At 47.3% G+C, this 19,777-nt stretch carries 17 protein-coding genes, 1 tRNA gene and 3 pseudogenes; 8 read left to right on the top strand and 13 right to left on the bottom strand.

The genetic code is table 11. The features are described from left to right. Window positions 1–519, top strand: a complete 519-nt coding sequence (gene sfmF / locus OLG56_RS15830) for a fimbria assembly protein (protein ID WP_001628535.1) — start codon at window positions 1–3, stop codon at window positions 517–519. A 45-nt stretch (window positions 520–564) separates the two neighbouring features. On the opposite strand, the gene fimZ is transcribed toward sfmF, so the two are convergent. The 4 genes from fimZ to fimW all read right to left on the bottom strand — a co-directional run bounded on the left by fimZ (window position 565) and on the right by fimW (window position 3,611). Beyond that, window positions 565–1,197: a fimbria biosynthesis transcriptional regulator FimZ gene (fimZ, locus tag OLG56_RS15825; protein WP_000801272.1), complete on the bottom strand. Its 633-nt coding sequence runs from the start codon at window positions 1,195–1,197 to the stop codon at window positions 565–567. Window positions 1,198–1,800: 603 nt separating this feature from the next. Beyond that, window positions 1,801–2,523 (bottom strand): fimbria biosynthesis regulator FimY, encoded by a 723-nt coding sequence (fimY, locus tag OLG56_RS15820; RefSeq protein ID WP_061377213.1) that lies wholly within the window; start codon window positions 2,521–2,523, stop codon window positions 1,801–1,803. Between the two features lie 18 nt (window positions 2,524–2,541). After that, on the bottom strand, window positions 2,542–2,853 hold the full coding sequence (locus tag OLG56_RS15815; protein ID WP_061377212.1) for a hypothetical protein: 312 nt from the start codon (window positions 2,851–2,853) through the stop codon (window positions 2,542–2,544). A 161-nt stretch (window positions 2,854–3,014) separates the two neighbouring features. Continuing rightward, a complete protein-coding gene (gene fimW, locus OLG56_RS15810; protein ID WP_000948629.1) occupies window positions 3,015–3,611 on the bottom strand; it encodes a fimbria biosynthesis transcriptional regulator FimW in 597 nt (198 codons plus the stop codon). Window positions 3,612–3,865: 254 nt separating this feature from the next. Between fimW and OLG56_RS15805 the strand changes: the two genes are divergently transcribed. Then, window positions 3,866–3,942: transfer RNA gene (locus OLG56_RS15805), tRNA-Arg, on the top strand. 195 nt (window positions 3,943–4,137) lie between these two features. On the opposite strand, the pseudogene OLG56_RS15800 reads toward OLG56_RS15805, so the two are convergent. The 6 genes and pseudogenes from OLG56_RS15800 to OLG56_RS15775 form a co-directional block, all read right to left on the bottom strand. Further along, window positions 4,138–5,139 (bottom strand): annotated as a pseudogene (locus OLG56_RS15800) (integrase core domain-containing protein). Window positions 5,140–5,398: 259 nt separating this feature from the next. Then, window positions 5,399–7,027, bottom strand: a complete 1,629-nt coding sequence (locus tag OLG56_RS15795; RefSeq protein ID WP_139763565.1) for a DUF6056 family protein — start codon at window positions 7,025–7,027, stop codon at window positions 5,399–5,401. Next, window positions 7,024–7,944 (bottom strand): glycosyltransferase family 2 protein, encoded by a 921-nt coding sequence (locus OLG56_RS15790; protein ID WP_024155327.1) that lies wholly within the window; start codon window positions 7,942–7,944, stop codon window positions 7,024–7,026. Before OLG56_RS15790 ends, OLG56_RS15795 begins: the two co-directional genes overlap by 4 nt. After that, the gene (locus OLG56_RS15785) at window positions 7,941–8,303 is read right to left on the bottom strand and encodes a GtrA family protein (protein ID WP_061377210.1); all 363 of its coding nucleotides are present in this window, start codon (window positions 8,301–8,303) and stop codon (window positions 7,941–7,943) included. The genes OLG56_RS15790 and OLG56_RS15785 overlap by 4 nt, the downstream gene beginning before the upstream one ends. A gap of 424 nt (window positions 8,304–8,727) precedes the next feature. Beyond that, the gene (locus OLG56_RS15780) at window positions 8,728–8,973 is read right to left on the bottom strand and encodes a PcoE/SilE family metal-binding protein (RefSeq protein ID WP_000445905.1); all 246 of its coding nucleotides are present in this window, start codon (window positions 8,971–8,973) and stop codon (window positions 8,728–8,730) included. A 199-nt stretch (window positions 8,974–9,172) separates the two neighbouring features. Next, a pseudogene (locus tag OLG56_RS15775) lies at window positions 9,173–9,547 on the bottom strand (ATP-binding protein); the annotation flags it as partial. Between the two features lie 3 nt (window positions 9,548–9,550). On the opposite strand from OLG56_RS15775, the pseudogene OLG56_RS15770 reads away from it, so the two are divergent. Then, window positions 9,551–9,790 (top strand): annotated as a pseudogene (locus tag OLG56_RS15770) (efflux RND transporter permease subunit); the annotation flags it as partial. Window positions 9,791–9,840: 50 nt separating this feature from the next. Here OLG56_RS15770 and rclR read toward each other — a convergent pair. Beyond that, a complete protein-coding gene (gene rclR, locus OLG56_RS15765) occupies window positions 9,841–10,695 on the bottom strand; it encodes a reactive chlorine-specific transcriptional regulator RclR (RefSeq protein WP_061377208.1) in 855 nt (284 codons plus the stop codon). A gap of 215 nt (window positions 10,696–10,910) precedes the next feature. Between rclR and rclA the strand changes: the two genes are divergently transcribed. The 3 genes from rclA to rclC all read left to right on the top strand — a co-directional run bounded on the left by rclA (window position 10,911) and on the right by rclC (window position 13,202). Continuing rightward, the gene (rclA, locus tag OLG56_RS15760) at window positions 10,911–12,236 is read left to right on the top strand and encodes a reactive chlorine resistance oxidoreductase RclA (protein ID WP_000195929.1); all 1,326 of its coding nucleotides are present in this window, start codon (window positions 10,911–10,913) and stop codon (window positions 12,234–12,236) included. A 156-nt stretch (window positions 12,237–12,392) separates the two neighbouring features. Then, complete coding sequence (gene rclB, locus OLG56_RS15755; protein WP_000922173.1) at window positions 12,393–12,629, top strand: reactive chlorine resistance periplasmic protein RclB; 237 nt, start codon at window positions 12,393–12,395, stop codon at window positions 12,627–12,629. Window positions 12,630–12,641: 12 nt separating this feature from the next. Beyond that, a complete protein-coding gene (gene rclC, locus OLG56_RS15750; protein ID WP_000362177.1) occupies window positions 12,642–13,202 on the top strand; it encodes a reactive chlorine resistance membrane protein RclC in 561 nt (186 codons plus the stop codon). Window positions 13,203–13,280: 78 nt separating this feature from the next. On the opposite strand, the gene OLG56_RS15745 is transcribed toward rclC, so the two are convergent. Further along, window positions 13,281–14,456: a coiled-coil domain-containing protein gene (locus OLG56_RS15745; RefSeq protein ID WP_001033457.1), complete on the bottom strand. Its 1,176-nt coding sequence runs from the start codon at window positions 14,454–14,456 to the stop codon at window positions 13,281–13,283. Between the two features lie 325 nt (window positions 14,457–14,781). Here OLG56_RS15745 and pheP point away from each other — a divergent pair, with 325 nt between their 5' ends. Next, the gene (gene pheP, locus OLG56_RS15740; protein WP_000786291.1) at window positions 14,782–16,176 is read left to right on the top strand and encodes a phenylalanine transporter; all 1,395 of its coding nucleotides are present in this window, start codon (window positions 14,782–14,784) and stop codon (window positions 16,174–16,176) included. Window positions 16,177–16,217: 41 nt separating this feature from the next. Here the strand turns inward: pheP and OLG56_RS15735 are convergent, their stop codons facing one another. Beyond that, window positions 16,218–17,465, bottom strand: coding sequence for a mechanosensitive ion channel family protein (locus OLG56_RS15735; RefSeq protein ID WP_001156965.1), 1,248 nt, complete (start codon window positions 17,463–17,465; stop codon window positions 16,218–16,220). 310 nt (window positions 17,466–17,775) lie between these two features. On the opposite strand from OLG56_RS15735, the gene OLG56_RS15730 reads away from it, so the two are divergent. Beyond that, window positions 17,776–19,746, top strand: a complete 1,971-nt coding sequence (locus OLG56_RS15730; RefSeq protein WP_058111983.1) for an autotransporter domain-containing esterase — start codon at window positions 17,776–17,778, stop codon at window positions 19,744–19,746. Window positions 19,747–19,777: the final 31 nt, after the last annotated feature.

The following is a 19,777-nucleotide window of genomic DNA, read 5'->3' as shown; positions in this document are numbered from 1 at the left end:
ATGATCCTTCGGCGCGTTTTCATCGCTATCGGTTGTGTTTTGTTCAGCCCGCTGAGTCAGGCCACCTCATCTCTGGGCGAAGTGAATATTGAACTGCGCGGTAACGTGGTGGATTTTACCTGCGCCGTGGTGGCGGGCGACAGTAACAAGTCGGTTAACCTCGGCACCTGGCCGACAAAACAGCTTCACGCCGCCGGTGACGCCACGCAACCGGTAGCCTTTAGCCTAAAACTTGAAGGTTGCCCGCCGGGGTCGGCGTCTATAACGTTTTCCGGGACGCCAGCGCCCGGCACGGCATTACTGGCGCTTGCTGATATGGCAATGGCGCAAAAACTGGCGATTGAAATTCGCGATGGCGATCAACGTCGATTGCCACTTGAACAGGCCAGCAAGGCCGTTGATATTGACAACAACGGCAATGCTACCCTGAAATTCTATGCGAACTATATCGCCTTAGCCGATGGCGTGCAGCCCGGACTTGCTAACGCGGATGCGACCTTCCTGATCAATTACAATTAGTGTCCGTTATTGTGGCTCCCGAACGATAATTCGTCGGGAGTACCTTTACAATAATTCGTGTGATTTGGCGTAATCGATAAGCTCAACGATAGAGTGAAGGCCAAGTTTAGAAAATATATTGGCCTTATGCGCGCTGATAGTCTTGTTACTCAATAAAAGTTGCTCGGCAATTTCTTTGTTAGACATTCCATTAGCCAGATAGCGCAGCACGGTGACTTCGCGGTTAGAAAGTGGCATATCATGGTGCCCGCCTTTGGGGGGACGGGTATTACTGATAAAGTTAAGCGTCTCAGATGGAAAAAAAGAATAGCCGGATAAAATCATTTTTACCGCATTATAAATATCATTGAGGTCTTTGCGTTTACTTACAAATCCGTTTGCGCCCGCTCTTATTGCTCTTCCGGCATAAAAAGCCTCTGATTTTGACGATAAAAAAAGTATCCGGGTATGTTCCTGGATAGATTTGATTCGTTTAAGTAAGGTAAAGCCGTCGGTGCCCGGTAATTCAATATCCAGAATGACAAGGTCAACAGGATAAGTGCGCAGATACTCTATCGCTGTTCGGCTATCATCCGTTTTCAGGACAACCTGAATATTGCTATTTTTACCGAGTAAAACTTCGATCGACATTCTTACAATAGGGTGTTCGTCCATAATGATAACAGATGCAGGTTTCATTGTTGTATGCCTCAGACTGTTATGCGTCCTTCGTTTTAGAATAAGCGTCAGACACCTTAAAGATTGTGAAATAGCCAGATCTACACACCACACAGTGGAGCAATAATAAAGAATGAGACATCCCTGTTGACTGGCTATTTTGCGTAAGAGTAATAAATATGTGGAATATCCATTTCGCACCAACAAAAAAGAAATTTCTGATTAAGTAAAAACAATATGGATTATACCTGGTCTGATTTCTCGGAAAAGTCTTGCGAAATGCGAATTATGGATAGCGGGTAGGATGTTCTGTGGCGTTATAGAAAATTTGTTCGTGGTAGAGCTATTTTCTTTAGAGTTGACATTGAGTAGTTTAAACTGTTGTTTTTAAGTATAAAAATAATATGAAAGACTAATTGTTTAGTATTTGTTATGTAATAACAGAAAGATGTTTACGCTGGAGACCTCAAAAAACGAGGAGAGACAGGGGACGATGTAAGAAAAAAATTTTTATCGCTTACCAGGACGAGTTGTAAATATTAATTTTATGTGAAATATTTACATTTAATGGAAGTGAAAATAAGTAATTTCTTAAAAAATCTTATTCACCAAAACGTTAGTTCGTTAAAAAATGTCGTGGAAAGTAACGTTTAGCTGCTGGATCAGCCGAAGAAAGCTTTGCCTGTGGGGAAGGTTAAGGAGGGTGATAAGTTGTTTAAGCCGGTAAACTACACGATGATAAGGTACGCTTTGCTGACGTGCTATTTCTTTTAAAGAGGCGCCTTGCGCTAAAGTTTCAATCATCAACCAGTCAGTACGGCTAAAGCTTTCCGATAAGCGAGGTTCGTCGGCTGATAACAAGGCTTCGCGTACTGAGGCCAGATTTTGTTGTCGTGACAGAACAAAAAAACGCCCAGCCATACGGATAAACTGTGTTATAGCGGCGGTTTTATCTGATACCAGCAGGTAAATCTGGATATCGCTTTGTTGCCAACTGAGCGCGCGTAGCTGGTTAAGCGCCTCAATACAGGAGACAGGTAGCGCCTCCATATCTACAATCAGTTGTTTGAGCGACCCCTTTTCAATCCACAAAGAAATGTCATCTAATGAGCGGAATGCTGCGGTACGTTTTCCGGAAAATAAGTAGTGACTCAATGAATAGCCGAGGTAGTTATCAGTTGTAATTATTGCCTGGGAAATGATACCAACCGGCAAGGCATAATTAATCTGTTGGTCCAGTAACTCAAGGCGATCAAATATCTGCGGCGTTGGAGAGTGATAACGGCAGGCGCAGTCTTTGGCATTTCTTAAACGGCGGTGTCTTTCCCTGCGTGGTACGCTGCGCATCCTGCTTTTTCCATTGCTCTAATATATATCTGGTAATATGGCTGGCCATAAATAACCTTGTCCCATCGTTGCACCAGCGTAAAAAGCAATGCTTCGTTGCTCTGATGTTTCAATGCTTTCCATCAGCATTAACTGCTGAAAAAAAACTTCGCTATCATGTTCTGACGGAAGTTGCGTCAGGACCTCATAGCCGATTAATTGCGCAGTTGAGAGATGAACGATTGGCTCAGATTTTAACAATCCGCTGTTGAGATATGAATGGCGTGTTGGCGAAGATGCCAGGTGTGGGGGATTTATCCTTTCCTTTAATAAAGTACCCTGTGCCACCAAACACTCCTCCAGGCATTTATGATGCAGCCATATATTTTCGACCCCTGAATCTATCAGGATATTATGGGCATCATTGTGGCAGCGTTAAAAAAATGCCTGTAGGTATCGTTACTTAATTATTGGTGAGATATTTCGTAAGCCTTGTAAAAAGTTAAGTGAGTTTACTTACTGAGTAAGAAATGAAGGTTAACTCTAATATACTTTAAAAACTGCTGCTCCGTTTTAACATGTAATTTTCGCATAATGCTCCGGCGGAGTGACTTTGTCTGCTCTTCAGAAAGCGAAAGTAAAGCGGCCGTTTCGCTTAAATGATAACCGCTGGCGATCAGTTTTAATAAGTGACGTTCTGTTACTGAAAAATGACGAGTCGTGCAGTAGTGGCAAATGCCAGAAGGGACGCTATGTCGAAGCGCTCGCTTATGTAAGATCAATATCATTTTCCGGGTAATTTCTTCAACATCATCTTCCCGATAAATATGCGGCAGCATATACAGACATGGTCTGAACATGAGCTTTTCTTTATCGCATTTATTACAAATAATTACCCGTAGCTGATGTTGGGTATGCATAGGTATCTGGTAACAGCCTGCGCTGAACCAATCATCATCCAGGGCCAGGAAAGCGATATCGGCATTATCTATCTCTTCTGGCGGCAGAAAGTCAATTTTCTGCTGCCATTGATTCGCCAGACGCGTCATGATGATTTTCAAACCATGCTCAAAGTGACTGTTTTGTTCCTTAATAGCGATACTCAGCATAAAAAATATCCTACACGGCAGGTGAATCATGGTGAAATATTAAAGAAACTGATTGATTATCTAAATACTGGCGGCCTTAATTCCCACTTTATGCGTGCTGAGATGTGTCCAGGCGATTTCCTGGAACCTGGCATTGCGCCAGAAAAGACGATATTCGTACACTTAGTCAGCAACCAGAACAAAAGCCATTGACTCAGGAGTGCCTGACCGTATAATTCTCGCGTTTCGTCTACACGAAGTCTTCACTTCACAAGGCGCCCTTAGCTCAGTTGGATAGAGCAACGGCCTTCTAAGCCGTGGGTCGCAGGTTCGAATCCTGCAGGGCGCGCCATTGATAAATCAAACAGTTACATCAAAAAACCTATCATCTAAAATTTTCCTGTAGTGTAAGTATCAGGGTAAGTTTTAAATCATCCCTGTATTTGCGCATTATCTCGCAACAGGTGTCGTTACGGGTGCTGTTTAATTTCCTTTAACTAAAACAGTTAAATCAAAAACTGATGTATTTGTATGAATCTGAACCCAATCAGAGATCTTCGCTTTTCTGGAGATTTTGGATAAATTCTGTCAGAGTCATGTCATTTAATGATGAATGCGTCCTCTCATGATTGTATTCCTTCCACCAGTTGTCGAGTTTTCCTACGCATCTTCTGGTGGCAGGAACCTGTGAATGTTCAGGTATTTATCCTGAACGCTGCCGTTACTGTTTCAATAAACGGATTATTTGTCGGTTTTCCGGGGCGAGAGAAGTCGAGTGTCAAATCATGTTTATAACCATTTATCCAGACTTTTTGAAATAAATACGCTGCCATTATCCGTCTGAATACGTACCGGCAGACGTTTATCCAACACCATCAGTGCTTCTATCAAGCTGGTCACATCCCCGCCTTTCAGCGATTTTACGGCATGGATCATCAGACATTCCCGACTAAAATTATTTACTACCAGTTAGCGCCCTGAAATACCGTCCGCTAAACAGGCTATCCTATACGAAATCCACACGTAGCAGAAGTGGATGCTACTGACGATGCGAATGCCGCTACGGGTGTTTCCTGCGCAGCTTGAGACTTGCCAAATAATAGATCTATTGGGTTTCTTGTCGTTTACAAGTCAGCCCTCCCGCCGGAACTGCATATGGATACGTAGGCAAACGTAATGTATCCGGGATTCCACTATCTACTTTATACGAAGGGTTATTGCCGGGTTATCACGTCGGCCTTACAGTGGAAGACGGTTCTCTGCATCGGTCATCCGTATTCTAATATGATAAGACTTCCGCAGTAAATATATTGCCCAGCGCTTCTGACCGGTGTTATCTTCCGGGCATCTCCTTGTCCAGACTCATATCGGTGACCAGCTTTTTCGTCCACTGATTTTCATTCTCTAACTGCCGCAAATCAGCAGTTCCATGACGTCCAGACCGGTAAATATCTTTTTACAGTTATAGAAGGTAGTCTCAAAAAAACATTTCCTCGCGTGCTTCTCCGATGCGGGGAGCTGTTTATACCTGTTTTAGCGCAAACGCTATCTGTTCTTAGGTCTAATGGGGCTTTTCTTATGGAGGGGATATCTCCCGCTAAAATGGAATAAAGGTCGGATACTCCAGTTTAACTTGGCACTTTTTTCAGGGCGGAGAGCAACCAAAGTGCTTGATAAATAAAATGATTCGAGTTTTTATATGAACGATAAACATCTTCTGCTATTTGCGATTTTTTTTGTAGTTAATGGACATCATAGTTAAATGGTTCCTAAAGACAGCTCTGAAATTAAGAGCTGTCTTTAATTAGCTATCTATTTATTTCTACTGTGCAGTCAGAACCATTTAAGGAAACAGTTATTTCTTTAGATTTATTAATCCCAACAGATGGCACTCTTACTACGATAAAATTACGATCAAATATATTAATGTTGTTTGATGGTAGTTCATATTGATGCTTTCCACTATTCGTATTAATTGACGTGTTAATTTTAGTCAAACCATCGATTGTTCCTTTGCTGCTATTCGTTTCTCCGATAAGTAATACATCATTAAAGCTATCCACGTAAAAATTAATAGAATATGCCTTTTCTTTTTCAGTCCCTTCATCGATCTTGCAAGTATAGTTTGGCTGTGTAGATAAATATGAGTAATCAACATTTACAGGAATGACAGTGACTTTCTTTGCACCGAAATATCTTGCAATTTCATATTCATTGCTAAATAAATCCCAGAGATCAAACTCTTTGAAAAAGTTAGAGAAATTATATAGTGGAAGTTTTATATCATATATTTCTTTCGAGATCATTTCATGAATGTACGCTCTTCTCATGACATCTTGAATATATACTCTTGAGTATGAGGAATAAACATGCGACCAATTTACAAGCATTACAATTACAATTAGAAATGTAATTGTAACCTTAATCCATTTTGTCAAGTTGTTTATTGAAGCGCATATAGGAATAGCGAGGATTACAGTAAGTATGTTAACAGAACGCTCTGGTGTATATGGTGAAAATATAAGAATAAGGATTATGAAAGAAAATCCTATAAACGGGGCTATATATAAATAAAAAGTAGATTTCGTGAATTTATACTTGCTTTTAATAACAAATAAAATAAAACAGAACAATGAAATTGCCAACTCAAACTTTAGGTAACGCATGAGACTTGGTATGCGTTCAGAAAAGTGGTATTCTACTTTTTCAAATAAACCCATGTCTCTCCATGCACTAAAAACATCGCTAGCAAGTCTAACTTTGTTACCTGGAGCACCTACTAAAACAAGGAATCCAACTAAACAAAGCATAAACGAAATTGTTGTTATTCGTTTATTTTTGTTGGTTACGAAGTGGTTGTATAAAAGAGCCAGTGCAGAAGCAGAGACCATTAGAGCCGAGCTTGCCTCACTAGAGCAACCAGCTAAAACTGCAGATGCATATATTATTATTTCTTCTTTTTTGGAAATTTTATCTAATGTGGTTAATAAGCATATTGAATATGTAAAAATAATACAAAAAGCTGTCGTCCAAAGATAGTTCGCGGAACCTACTATCCAAAAAGTAGTTTGCCCAAGATTAGGGTTAAATAAAAAATAACATGAAAAAGCTATAAGGGGTGTAATTAGAGGGTCCGATTCAGAATACAATGAAACTATTTTGTATACAAAATAGCATAGAGCAATCAATGGAAAAGTGTTTATTAGTGACTTTATTAGAACTGAGTCAAATTGAAGTATTGTTGAACTGATCAGATCAGCCTCCAACCTTCCACTCCATGTCATATAATGTTGATAGTGACTTGATAAATCAAGCCCCATGCGCATGTAGCTAAAATCATCAGATATTAGCGGAACCAGAACATTTATGGTAAAACCTAAGGAATATATAAATAATAGCGAGATTGCTAATTTATATTTTTCAATATTTAAATTCACTTTTTTGCACCCTTTAATATATATTTAGGACGTTTTTTTGTTTCTATATATATTCTACCAATATATTCCCCAAGAACGCCAATACCAATAAGCTGAATACCTCCTAAGAATAAAATTGAAACAAGTAGTGAGGGATATCCCTTAACTGGATTTCCAATGACAATCGTATTAATTATCATCCATGCCCCATAAATAAATGCGATTCCTGCAACAAATAGCCCGATGTAAGTCCATATACGGAGCGGAAATGTTGAGAAAGAAGTTATTCCTTCCAGCGCCAGATTCCATAATTTCCAGCCATTGAATTTTGAATCGCCGGCAATACGCTCAGCGCGGGCGTATTCAACTACATCAGTCTTGCCGCCCACCCATGACAGAACGCCTTTCATAAACAGATTACGTTCTGGCATCTGTTTAATATTTTCGACGACCTCACGGCTCATTAACCGGAAATCACCGACGTTCTCTTCAATTTTCGGATTGCTGATTTTATTATGCAGCTTATAAAACCATTCAGCTGTCTTACGCTTCATGCGCCCGTCAGTTGAGCGGTCTGAGCGCTTAGCCAGCACCATATCTGCGCCAGCCTGCCACTTCTCAATGAGATGGGGGATTACTTCTATCGGATCCTGTAAATCGACATCAATAGGAATGACCGCATCCCCGGTTGCATGGTCGAGACCAGCGAAAAGAGCAGGTTCTTTACCGAAGTTTCGCGTAAACGAAAGCGGAATAACGAGCGGATCAGATGCAGCTATTTTGTTAATTATTGATTCAGTCGCATCTTTGCTTCCATCGTTGATGAAAACAATCTCAACTTCATACGGTTTCAGCTCTTCAAACTCGCGAACCGTTTTATAGAAAATAGGTATCGTGGCTTCTTCATTGAAGACCGGAACGACTAACGAGATTTTCATTTCACATCCCTAAAGACAATGAACTTTGAATAAATGAATCCGCATATCAGGCTGATAGCTGAAAAGGTGACAAGAGTAAGGAGTGGCGGCAGGGAACATTTGTCAGCCATCCAGCCAACAACGGCGCTCAGTGTTCCCATAAATCCCACGTACATCATGTAGCGAAGCGTGGTGGTGCTGGCGTTAAAGGTGAAGCGCGCATTGGCATAGAAGCTGAACGATACGGCGATAACAAAACCGGAAAAGTTCGCCAGCGCCTGATGCGTATGCATCCCATACACACAAAAAGCAAATACGCCCCAATGAATAAGCGTGTTAAGAACACCGATCGATGTGTACTTAGCGAATAACTTCAACATTATGAAAATCAGCGGATTCGGAAAGGTCTGAAGTGTAGCACTACAAATTGCTTTGATCGATATAAACGATCAATAATGTGGTGTTTGATAGTTTAAAATTATTGTTATCTTATTAATTGATCGTTGTTACCGATCAATTGGGGCTACTGATTGCTAAGTGGTTTGGGACAAAAACGGGACACACAAAGCTTTGCATCGGCTTGCAAGGCTTTGCATGTTTTTCGAGGATGGGACGAGTGTGAGTGCCGTAGTAATGGGATAACTTGTTGTTAGCTCAGGTAGTTCCAGAAACATCTAAGCCGTGGGGCGCAGGTTCGAATCCTGCAGGGCGCGCCATTTAACCTCTCAAAATTATGTTAATCCGTAAGCTTCTGCGGCGGCGACGTTGCGCCATCCGCAGTACGTGACGCTAATATGCAAATAACTAATTGCGTTTAATCTGTTTATGGTGCTCCTCAGCCTGGATCTCGTGGGCGAAAGAATGGGCATTATTCATCGATTGATGGATGACCATTGCTTTTTCATAGTCGTCCATTTCAGAAAAGGGTGTCGCATTTTCCACAGTAGTCGGGGCGCTGGGTTTCTGTGTCTGAGCCATTTGCTGATGCGCGAAGGCGTCACCGTTATTCATCATCTCATGCGCCGTGGCGGATAATTGGCGGGATTCCATTTTCTCTGCGGCGTTTACGCCAGCTGAAATAAAAAAACGACAGCTAAAAGGGATGTAAACTTATTTATCTTATTTCTCCGGTGTGGGTTAATAAGAGAAATAATAAAACAGTCGTTGGGTCTGGCGTGTGACGGGATAATGACGATGATGTCAGATTATTTTGCTGGCTAGTGATAGCGCCTTTCATTATCGCTACAGTTCAACGGAGGTGTTTGGGTAATGTCAAAATAAAACGAGTAGCGCGCGTATCGGAGGTGACAGAAACTTTTCCCCGGTGCGCAGTGACGATGGATTTTACAATTGCCAGGCCTATACCGCTGCCTTCCCCTTTACGCTGGTGGGAGGGATCAATGCGATAAAAACAATCGAAAAGGCGCGGCAAATGTTCCGGCGCGATTGGCGTACCGGGGTTTTCAACAATAATATGTATCTGGTCGTCCGCTTCTTTTATCCGAAGAGTAATGGTTTTACCCGGCGGCGTATAGCGCATCGTATTAGAGAGTAAATTACTGATCGCTCTGCGCAGCATGATGGGATCGCCGGTGATTCAGCAGGCGCGGCCTTCAAAGCGCAAGCTCCCAACACCTTTTCGGCAGAAAAGCTCGATGAGGCGCTTTATCACGGGGCGGTGCTCCGGGCGCGGCCAAAAGCCATGACGGTAGCGGTGATTATCGCCGGTCTGCTACCTGTTTTATGAGGGACCGGCGCGGGTTCTGAGGTGATGAGCCGTATTACCGCGCCGTTGCTGTCGCTGTTCATCATTCCGGCAGCCTACAAGCTGATGTGGCTGCGCAGGCATCGTCGCCTTGCGGCATAACGTGTGTCGCCCGCCTGCGGCGTCAAACTGCAGGCGGGTTCAGCCTACGTTTATCGTCCGAGCGCGTTGACCCGTTTGCGGTATTCGCCTGGTGTACAACCGAATTCACGGACAAACGCTTTGTGAAAAGAAGATTCGCTCGCATAACCTACCGACTCGGCAATCACCATCACCGGCAGCGCTTCACGCGACAGGGTCTGGGCGGCGATTTGCAGGCGCAGCGTTGTTAACACGGCTAAGGGCGTCGTCGCGGACACGTCGCGAAATAGCTGGGCGAAGCTCGCCCGCGACATGTGTACCCGTTGCGCCAGCGTTTCGACCGTCCAGGGATGCGCCGGTGTTTCCAGCATGTGAAGGATCACGCGGCCCAGCCGGGGATGCAGCAATAAATTGAGCACGCTTTTCGCTGTGCCAGCCTGCGATAGCCAGTCGCGAACGGCGAGGGTAAACAGCGTGGCGCACTGCTGACTGTATAAGACCTCAGCGCCAGGTAAATGGCGTTCTGACTCCTGCTGTAACAGCAAAATGGCGGCGTTAAGCCAGATACTGGCGGGGCTATGCGGCGGCGGGGCAAGACATAACACTTCCGGCAACGCGGTAAGGAAATAACGTGACGTCGTGTGCAGACGTAGACTACCGCACACGATATGTGTCGGTGCTTCGCCAGACTGGCGCAAACGGTGGGCGGAGTTTTGCGGCAGAATCACCACCTTTCCCGGCGTAAGCGTCATGGCGTCGCCGGTAGGCATTTCCAGTTGCGCTTCGCCCTGCGTAACGGTATGCCAGCGAATCACCGATAGTTCGCCAGCGGCGTGCGGCAACTGCCAGTCGCCGCCTAACGGGCAATTCTTGTCGATTGAGCCCTGAGGGGCGTTAAGCGTCAATAGCCGACTAAGCGCATACATATAGACTCCAGAACAGATTCTTTTTCAAAAATAGGGATAACCATTTCTGTCTATTTTCACTATATTTCGGACTTGATGTCATTTCTACTCTTGTTTTTGCTAACCGCCAATTTAGACGATAAGACAAAAAATGACGCGTTGCAGATAACCCTGTCTTTTTTGACGTTACTTATACTTGTCCTGACAAACAGATGGTGATTTGGCGGAGAAAGAAGATGACACAGTATCAGGCGCTCATTATTGGTTTTGGCAAGGCAGGAAAAACGTTGGCGGCAACTCTGGCGAAGACGGGATGGCGCGTGGCGATTATCGAACAGTCCGCCAGTATGTTCGGCGGAACCTGCATCAACATTGGCTGTATTCCAACGAAAACGCTGGTGCATGATGCGGAACGTGAGGGCGATTTTTCTGTCGCCATGCAACGCAAAGCGGCGGTCGTAAATTTTTTACGCGACAAAAATTTTCATAATCTTGCCGACCTGGACAATGTCGATGTGATTGAGGGAAGGGCGGAGTTTATTGATAACCATACCTTACGGGTATTTCAGGCGGACGGCGAGCGGGTGTTACGGGGAGAAAAGATCTTCATTAATACTGGCGCAGAGTCGGTGATCCCGGCTATTACGGGCTTAACAACGACGGCAGGGGTGTTCGATAGCACCGGGCTACTCAGCCTGAGCCAGCGTCCGGCGCGGCTGGGGATTTTAGGCGGCGGTTATATTGGCCTTGAATTTGCCTCAATGTTCGCCAACTTCGGTACGAAGGTCACTATCTTTGAAGCAGCGCCGCAATTCCTGCCTCGTGAAGATCGGGATATCGCGCAGGCAATTACCCGCATTTTACAGGAAAAGGGCGTCGAGCTGATTTTAAACGCCAACGTACAGGCCGTATCCTCAAAGGAGGGCGCGGTACAAGTAGAAACGCCGGAAGGCGCGCATCTTGTGGATGCCCTGCTGGTGGCGTCGGGGCGAAAACCGGCGACGGCTGGCTTACAGTTGCAGAACGCCGGCGTGGCGGTGAACGAACGTGGCGGGATCATCGTGGATGATTACCTGCGTACCACGGCGGACAATATCTGGGCGATGGGCGATGTTACCGGTGGGTTGCAGTTTACCTATATTTCACTGGATGATTTCCGTATTGTACGCGACGGGTTATTGGGGGATGGCAAACGCAGTACCCGCGATCGCCAGAACGTCCCGTATTCCGTCTTTATGACGCCGCCGCTCTCTCGTGTCGGGCTGACGGAAGAACAAGCGCGGGCAAGCGGCGCAACGGTGCAGGTGGTGACATTACCGGTGGCGGCGATCCCTCGCGCCCGTGTTATGAACGATACTCGTGGCGTACTAAAAGCGGTAGTGGACGTGAATACGCAGCGTATTGTAGGGGTGTCATTGTTATGCGTTGATTCTCATGAAATGATTAATATCGTTAAAACCGTTATGGATGCAGATTTACCTTATACGGTGTTACGCGACCAGATATTTACCCATCCTACAATGAGTGAGTCTTTAAACGATCTCTTCTCTCTCATTAAGTAAAACATAAATAACGTAGCCCTGTTAATCAGGGCTTTTTTTTGCCTGTCAGGCTATAAAAATACGCCAGGACAAATATGCTGGCGTCTGAAAGAAAAGGCTTTAGTCAGGCGTAACGTATTATAACACCATTGAAATAACCCACGACTGGAAATCTCGATGTTAAAAGTTACCACACTTATTGCTTCATTATTGGCTGCGCCGCTGGCGTTTTCCGTCTCCGCCCAGCCGCTAACTGACGTTGAATATATCAGCGTTTCTGCGGTGTCAGCAACGCCGTCAATGCTTGAAGACGCTATTGCCAGACTGGCGCAAAGTAAACAGGCGTCGTCATGGAAAATTACGTCAATGCGTATTGATAATACGGGTTACGCCACTGCGATATTATATAAATAAGGAGAGCCTGAGATGGATAAATATCTTCGTCTGTTAAGTCAGGGGGATCGGCTGGGATTAACATTAATTCGCCTGAGTATCGCCATCGTTTTTATCTGGATTGGACTACTAAAATTTGTGCCCTATGAGGCAGACAGTATTACCCCGTTTGTGGCGAACAGCCCGTTTATGTCTTTTTTCTATGAACATCCGGAAGAATATCGTCAGCATCTGACTCATGAGGGCGAACTAAAACCGGAGGAACGCGCCTGGCAAACGGCCAATAATACGTATGCGTTTTCGGATGGTCTGGGCGTGGTGGAATTGATTATCGCGGCGCTGGTACTGGCTAACCCTGTCAGCCGCTGGTTAGGGCTGGCAGGCGGCGTGCTGGCATTCCTGACGCCATTTGTCACGCTGTCGTTTTTAATCACCACGCCGGAGGCCTGGGTTATGCCGCTGGGCGATGCGCATTATGGTTTTCCGTATTTATCGGGCGCCGGACGGCTGGTATTAAAAGATACGTTAATGCTGGCAGGTGCGGTGATGATCATGGCGGACTCCGCCCGTTCGTTACTTTTACAGCGACAGTAGCGCCCCTCTTACCCTCTTTATGCCGCGATTCGTCGGGTGGCGCTTGCGCCATCCGACAATTTATTGATGAATGATGGACTACCCTGACAGAAGTTCCTGTTCCACCTGTTGAACCTGCGCCTCCAGCGTATTGCGAATTTCGGTTAGCGCCCGTTCCTGCTCGGAGAAATAGGCTTCCTTATCCGCAACGGAAGAGGCGAGCCGCCAGGCGTTTTCCGTTTCCAGTTGCGTTATCTCTTTCAACAGCGCGTCGATTTGTGTGCGGAGCTGGCGTATTTTATGGCGCAGATGTTCCAGGTTATTTAGCCTGTCGCTTGCCATCATCGGTTCCAGACCGCTTTGCAGCTGCGTCAATAACGCGCGAATTGCCGCCAGATCGGCATTCTGCCGCGCCTGATTAAGCTGTACCATCATCTGGTGCGCTTTTTCTTTCAATTCATCGGCGACCACATCCGGGTGACACAGGCGGCTGGCCTGACGCCACAAACGTTTTAATTCACTGCGTTCGTCAGCCGACAAACGTTGATCGCGGGCGTAGCGGAATTGCGCTTCCTGCTGCTGCTCCCGGTACTGGTGATAGTCCTGTTCCGCATTTTCCTGCGCCTGGCGGAATGCGCTGTCGTCCTGATGGGAAAAATCCGCTTCCAGCTCGCGAATTTCCGCCAGCAACGCGGTAATTAATTCCGTCTGCTGCTGGATTCGCTGACGGATGCCCACCGCTTCGCGCGAGGCGGCATTCAATCCTGTCCACTGCTGTTTTAGCGTTGCCAGTTGATCCACGGCCTGGGAAATAAATTGCAGGCAGGATTGATAATCCTTTTCCCGGCGTTTTATTTCGGCTTCTTGCTTACGCTGCATACTCACCGCGAGCTGTTTACGCAACTCCAGAATACGGCTCATCAACGGCCCGAGACGCAGATGATAGAGATCGTTGAAATCGTCGAGGATTTGTACCCGCGCATTTCGTTTGTCAATCAGATCGCGAAGCTGGGCTTCAAGCGCTTTCAGCTCCAGTTTACTGGCGGCAATAGAGGGATCTTGCCACGTCGAGAGCGCCCGTTGAGCCTGTAGCCAGGCGGCGATCTCTTGCATGGCGTCACTGAATCGACGAGCTTCAATCGCCTGGGCAATCGCGCTGATTACGGCATCCTGCGGCTCATTTTTCAGGTAGATGAGCTGCTGACGGATAATCTCTTCGTCCTCAAGTTCGATGGCGCTTTTGATGATCTCTAAACGTTTGATGATCTTATTCATGACGTTGATGCCTGGCGTGGCTCAAAAACGGATAACAGATACCAGGTCTGATTCACCTTTTTGAAAATACTGAAAAAATACTAAATGTATTCTGTAGGGTGTCGTACTTTTCGTCCAGAGTTATTCACATATTTTATACCCAGCGTCTGTCACCCGTAACGTTCTATATCGGCGCGCACTCTTTTCTTTTTACTCCCCGCGACATCTTTTTTTACACGATAACGTTAACGTCCGGAGTTGAGCCTTGACAAACGATTGCGCCTTGCGGCAGCGAGAGCGAAATGTTAAAAGGTGCCCCTCAATAAAAACGATACAGGGGTAGGACGTGAAAAACGCGTCAACTGCATCCGGCGCCAGCGTGTCGGATGCCGCGTCGAAGAATGAACCGACGCTTCAACGGGGGTTGCAAAACCGCCATATTCAGCTAATTGCGCTGGGCGGCGCCATTGGCACCGGACTGTTTCTGGGCATCGGCCCGGCGATTCAAATGGCGGGGCCGGCTGTTTTGTTGGGCTATGGCGTTGCCGGGATTATCGCTTTTCTCATTATGCGCCAGTTGGGTGAAATGGTCGTGGAAGAGCCGGTTTCCGGATCGTTTGCCCACTTCGCCTGGAAATATTGGGGGCCGTTTGCGGGCTTTTTGTCGGGCTGGAACTATTGGGTCATGTTTGTGCTGGTCGGGATGGCGGAGCTGACCGCGGCGGGCATCTATATGCAGTACTGGCTGCCTGACGTACCAACATGGGTATGGGCGGCGGTGTTTTTTATTATCATTAATGCCGTGAATCTGGTGAACGTTCGTCTGTATGGCGAAACGGAATTCTGGTTCGCGCTGATTAAAGTGCTGGCGATTATCGGCATGATAGGTTTTGGTCTGTGGCTGCTGTTCTCCGGCCACGGCGGCGAACATGCCAGCATTGATAACCTCTGGCGTTATAACGGTTTCTTCGCTACCGGTTGGCATGGTTTGCTTCTGTCGCTGGCGGTGATTATGTTTTCTTTTGGCGGACTGGAGCTGATCGGCATTACTGCGGCGGAAGCGCGCGATCCGCAAAAAAGCATTCCGAAAGCGGTGAATCAGGTGGTATACCGTATTTTGCTGTTCTACATCGGTTCGCTGGTGGTGTTGCTGGCGCTCTATCCGTGGGTAGAGGTGAAATCCAATAGCAGCCCTTTTGTGATGATCTTCCATAACCTGGACAGTAATGTGGTGGCTTCGGCGCTGAATTTCGTTATTCTGGTCGCGTCGCTTTCGGTGTATAACAGCGGCGTTTATTCGAACAGCCGAATGCTGTTCGGCCTGTCCGTACAAGGCAATGCGCCGAAATTTTTAACTCGCGTCAGCCATCGCGGCGTGCCGGTGAACTCGCTGATACTTTCCGGAGCGATTACCTCGCTGGTGGTGCTGATCAACTATCTGTTGCCGCAAAAAGCGTTTAGCCTGTTGATGGCACTGGTTGTCGCGACGCTATTGCTAAACTGGATAATGATCTGTCTCGCGCATTTACGTTTTCGCGCGGCGATGCGTCGTAAAGGGCGCGAGACGCAATTTAAGGCGCTGTTCTATCCCGCCGGAAACTATTTGTGCATTGCGTTTCTGGCGCTGATTCTGGTGTTAATGTGTACGATGGACGATATGCGATTGTCGGCGATTTTGCTGCCGGTATGGATTGTATTCCTGTTTATCGCGTTTACAGTTTTGCGCCGTAAGGCTCATTAACTTTTTTGCCCGATCCCATGCTCATGCGATCGGGCAATCCATTAATGCCGCAATGTCCCTGACAGCGCGCGAATATCGCTGCCGGTCGGCGTCTGATGAATACGCAAGCCGAACTCTTCCACCACGGCAAAAATATGGTCGAAAATATCGGCCTGGATGCTCTCATATTCCAGCCACACGACGGTATTGGTAAAGGCGTAGATCTCTATCGGCAAACCATGATCGTCAGGCGCCAGTTGGCGTACCATCAGCGTCATGTCTTTACGGATGCGCGGATGGTGGCGTAAATATTCGTTCAGATAGGCGCGAAATGTCCCGATATTGGTCATTCGGCGGTGATTTAAGGCTGATTCCGGCGCATCCAGCTGTTTATTCCATTCATCGATTTCCTGATGACGGCTGGTAAGGTACGGCTTTAACAGTTGCGCGGTTAACAGCCGCTGTTTTTCATCATCATCCAGAAAATGGATACTGGTCGCGTCAATATTAATGCTGCGTTTAATCCGGCGTCCGCCGGACGCAGACATGCCGCTCCAGTTTTTGAACGAGTCGGAAACCAGCGACCAGGTGGGAATGGTGGTGATGGTATTATCCCAGTTGCGTACTTTTACCGTGGTTAAACCAATATCAATGACCGCGCCATCTGCGCCATATTTCGGCATTTCCAGCCAGTCGCCCAGTTTGAGCATATCGTTGGCGGAAAGCTGTATACCGGCAACCAGGCCAAGAATCGGGTCTTTAAAGACCAGCATTAATACCGCGGCCATCGCGCCCAGCCCGCTGATTAAAATTGCTGGTGACTGGCCAATCAGTAGTGAGATCATCAGAATGCCGACGATAATTGCGCCGATGAGCTTAATGCCCTGAAATATTCCTTTTAGCGGCAACTGAGAGGCGGCGGGCCATTTTTGCGATAGATTGAAAATCACGTCCAGCAGAGAAAATAACGACAGCAGGGCGTAGGTCATAATCCATAACTGCGCGCAGGTCGTCAGGATATCCGCAGCCTCACTGCCTTTTTGTAGCCAGAGCGCGGCCTGAATATTGACAATGATGCCTTGCAGCGTAAAAGCCAGACGATGGAATAATTTATTCTGGGTAATAATTTGCAGCCACAGGCGGGAACTGGCGTTGGCACGTTTTTCGAAAGCGCGCAGTACTATCCAGTGCAAAATAATATGCACGACAACTGCTGTCAGAAAAATAATACCAAATATCACCACCAGCGACGTGGTGTGATTCATTTCAATTCCCGCTAAATCTTCTACCTGGGATATCAATTCCTGCATAATCTCTCCTTTATAAACAGCAGCCTATGATGACTGCTGAATGGCATTTATGCAAATCAGGACGCTCGCGCTTCAGGCATAATCAGCAACAGACGGGTAAAAGCGCTTCAGGGGTTATCCATACGCTATATTTTATCCAGCGCCCCATAAACGTCGTTATTTTACGCCACCCCATTTTTTTGAACAGGCGCCAGTTCGTCAACAATGGATGAAAACATTTTAACCAGAATGCTTAAAACGATTGCAATGTTTCTGTCGGATGATGATTAGCACCGTCGTACCTCTCAACAATAACATTAAGGAACATCGGATGACCCAAAAGCGTACCCTGCTAAAATACGGCATACTCTCGCTGGCGCTGGCCGCGCCATTATCTGCCTGTGCGTTTGACTCTCTTACGGTATTTGGCGATAGCCTTAGCGATACCGGGAATAACGGTCGCTGGACCTGGGATAGTGGTCAAAATAAGCTCTACGACGAACAGTTGGCCGAACGATTTGGGCTGGCATTAAGCCCTTCCAACAATGGCGGTTCTAATTATGCCGCCGGCGGCGCGACGGCGACCCCGGAATTAAACCCGCAGGATAATACCGCGGATCAGGTACGGCAGTGGCTTGCCAAAACAGGGGGAAAAGCCGACCACAACGGTTTGTATATTCACTGGGTCGGCGGAAACGATCTGGCGGCGGCCATCGCGCGACCTGCCATGGCACAGCAAATAGCCGGTAATAGCGCCACTAGCGCGGCGGCGCAGGTAGGGATGTTACTGGATGCCGGCGCCGGGCTGGTCGTGGTGCCAAACGTACCGGATATTAGTGCGACGCCAATGCTTCTGGAGGCGGTAATCACCGCCGGGCTGGGCGCAGCGGCGCCCCCGGCGCTAAAAGCGGCGTTAGAGGCGCTGGCGGAGGGCGCTACGCCCGATTTCGCCAGTCGGCAACAGGCGATCCGCAAGGCGTTGCTGGCGGCGGCTGCAACGGTAAGCAGCAATCCGTTTATTCAGCAACTGCTCGTTGAGCAACTGCTGGCGGGCTATGAAAAGGCGGCAGGGCAGGCGTCAGCTCTGACCGATTATTATAATCAGATGGAAGAGAAGGGGCTGGAGCAACACGGCGGCAATATAGCCCGTGCCGATATCAACGGCCTCTTTAAGGAAATTCTTGCCAACCCGCAGGCGTTTGGTCTGACAAATACCGTAGGTATGGCCTGCCCGCCAGGCGTATCCGCTTCGGCGTGCTCCTCGGCGATGCCTGGATTTAATGCGTCGCAGGACTATCTGTTTGCCGATCATTTACATCCCGGTCCGCAGGTCCATACCATTATTGCGCAATATATCCAGTCGATCATTGCCGCGCCGGTACAGGCGACATACCTGAACCAAAGCGTTCAGTCGATGGCGCAAGGCAGTCGTACCACGCTTGACAGCCGTTATCAGCAGCTTCGCCAGGGGGAAAATCCTGTTGGTTCACTGGGCATGTTCGGCGGATACAGCGGGGGATATCAACGTTATGATAATAATGAGGCCGACGGGAACGGTAATCATAATAATCTGACGGTTGGCGTCGATTATCAGCTTAACGAGCAGGTACTGCTGGGAGGGCTGATAGCCGGTTCTCTGGATAAGCAACATCCTGACGATAATTATCGTTATGATGCCCGCGGTTTTCAGGCCGCCGTATTCAGCCATTTACGCGCCGGTCAGGCGTGGCTGGATAGCGATTTACACTATCTGTCCGCTAAATTCAGTAACATCCAGCGCAGTATAACGCTCGGTGCGCTAAGACGGGTGGAAGAGGGCGAAACCAACGGTCGGCTGTGGGGCGCGAGGTTAACCAGCGGTTATGATTTTGTCATGATGCCGTGGTTAACGACCGGACCGATGCTGCAATATGCATGGGATTACAGCCACGTTAATGGTTATAGCGAGAAGCTCAATACCAGTACATCAATGCGTTTTGGCGACCAAAACGCCCATTCGCAGGTGGGTAGCGCTGGTTGGCGTCTGGATCTCCGCCACAGCATCATTCACTCCTGGGCGCAGATTAATTATCGCCGTCAGTTTGGCGATGATACGTATGTGGCGAACGGCGGCCTTAAATCGACCGCGCTGACGTTTAGCCGCGACGGAAAAGCGCAGGATAAAAACTGGGTTGATATCGCGATTGGCGCAGATTTTCCGCTGTCGGCAACGGTGTCCGCTTTCGCCGGGCTGTCGCAAACGGCAGGGTTAAGCGATGGCAATCAAACCCGTTATAACGTTGGGTTTAGCGCCCGATTTTGATGACACGCCAGGGAGGACCAACCCCGTGGTG

Origin of the sequence: Salmonella sp. 2018103, from assembly GCF_026247685.1 — a bacterium.
Classification (GTDB): domain Bacteria; phylum Pseudomonadota; class Gammaproteobacteria; order Enterobacterales; family Enterobacteriaceae; genus Salmonella; species Salmonella enterica.
This window is presented reverse-complemented; position numbering and strand designations above follow the sequence as displayed.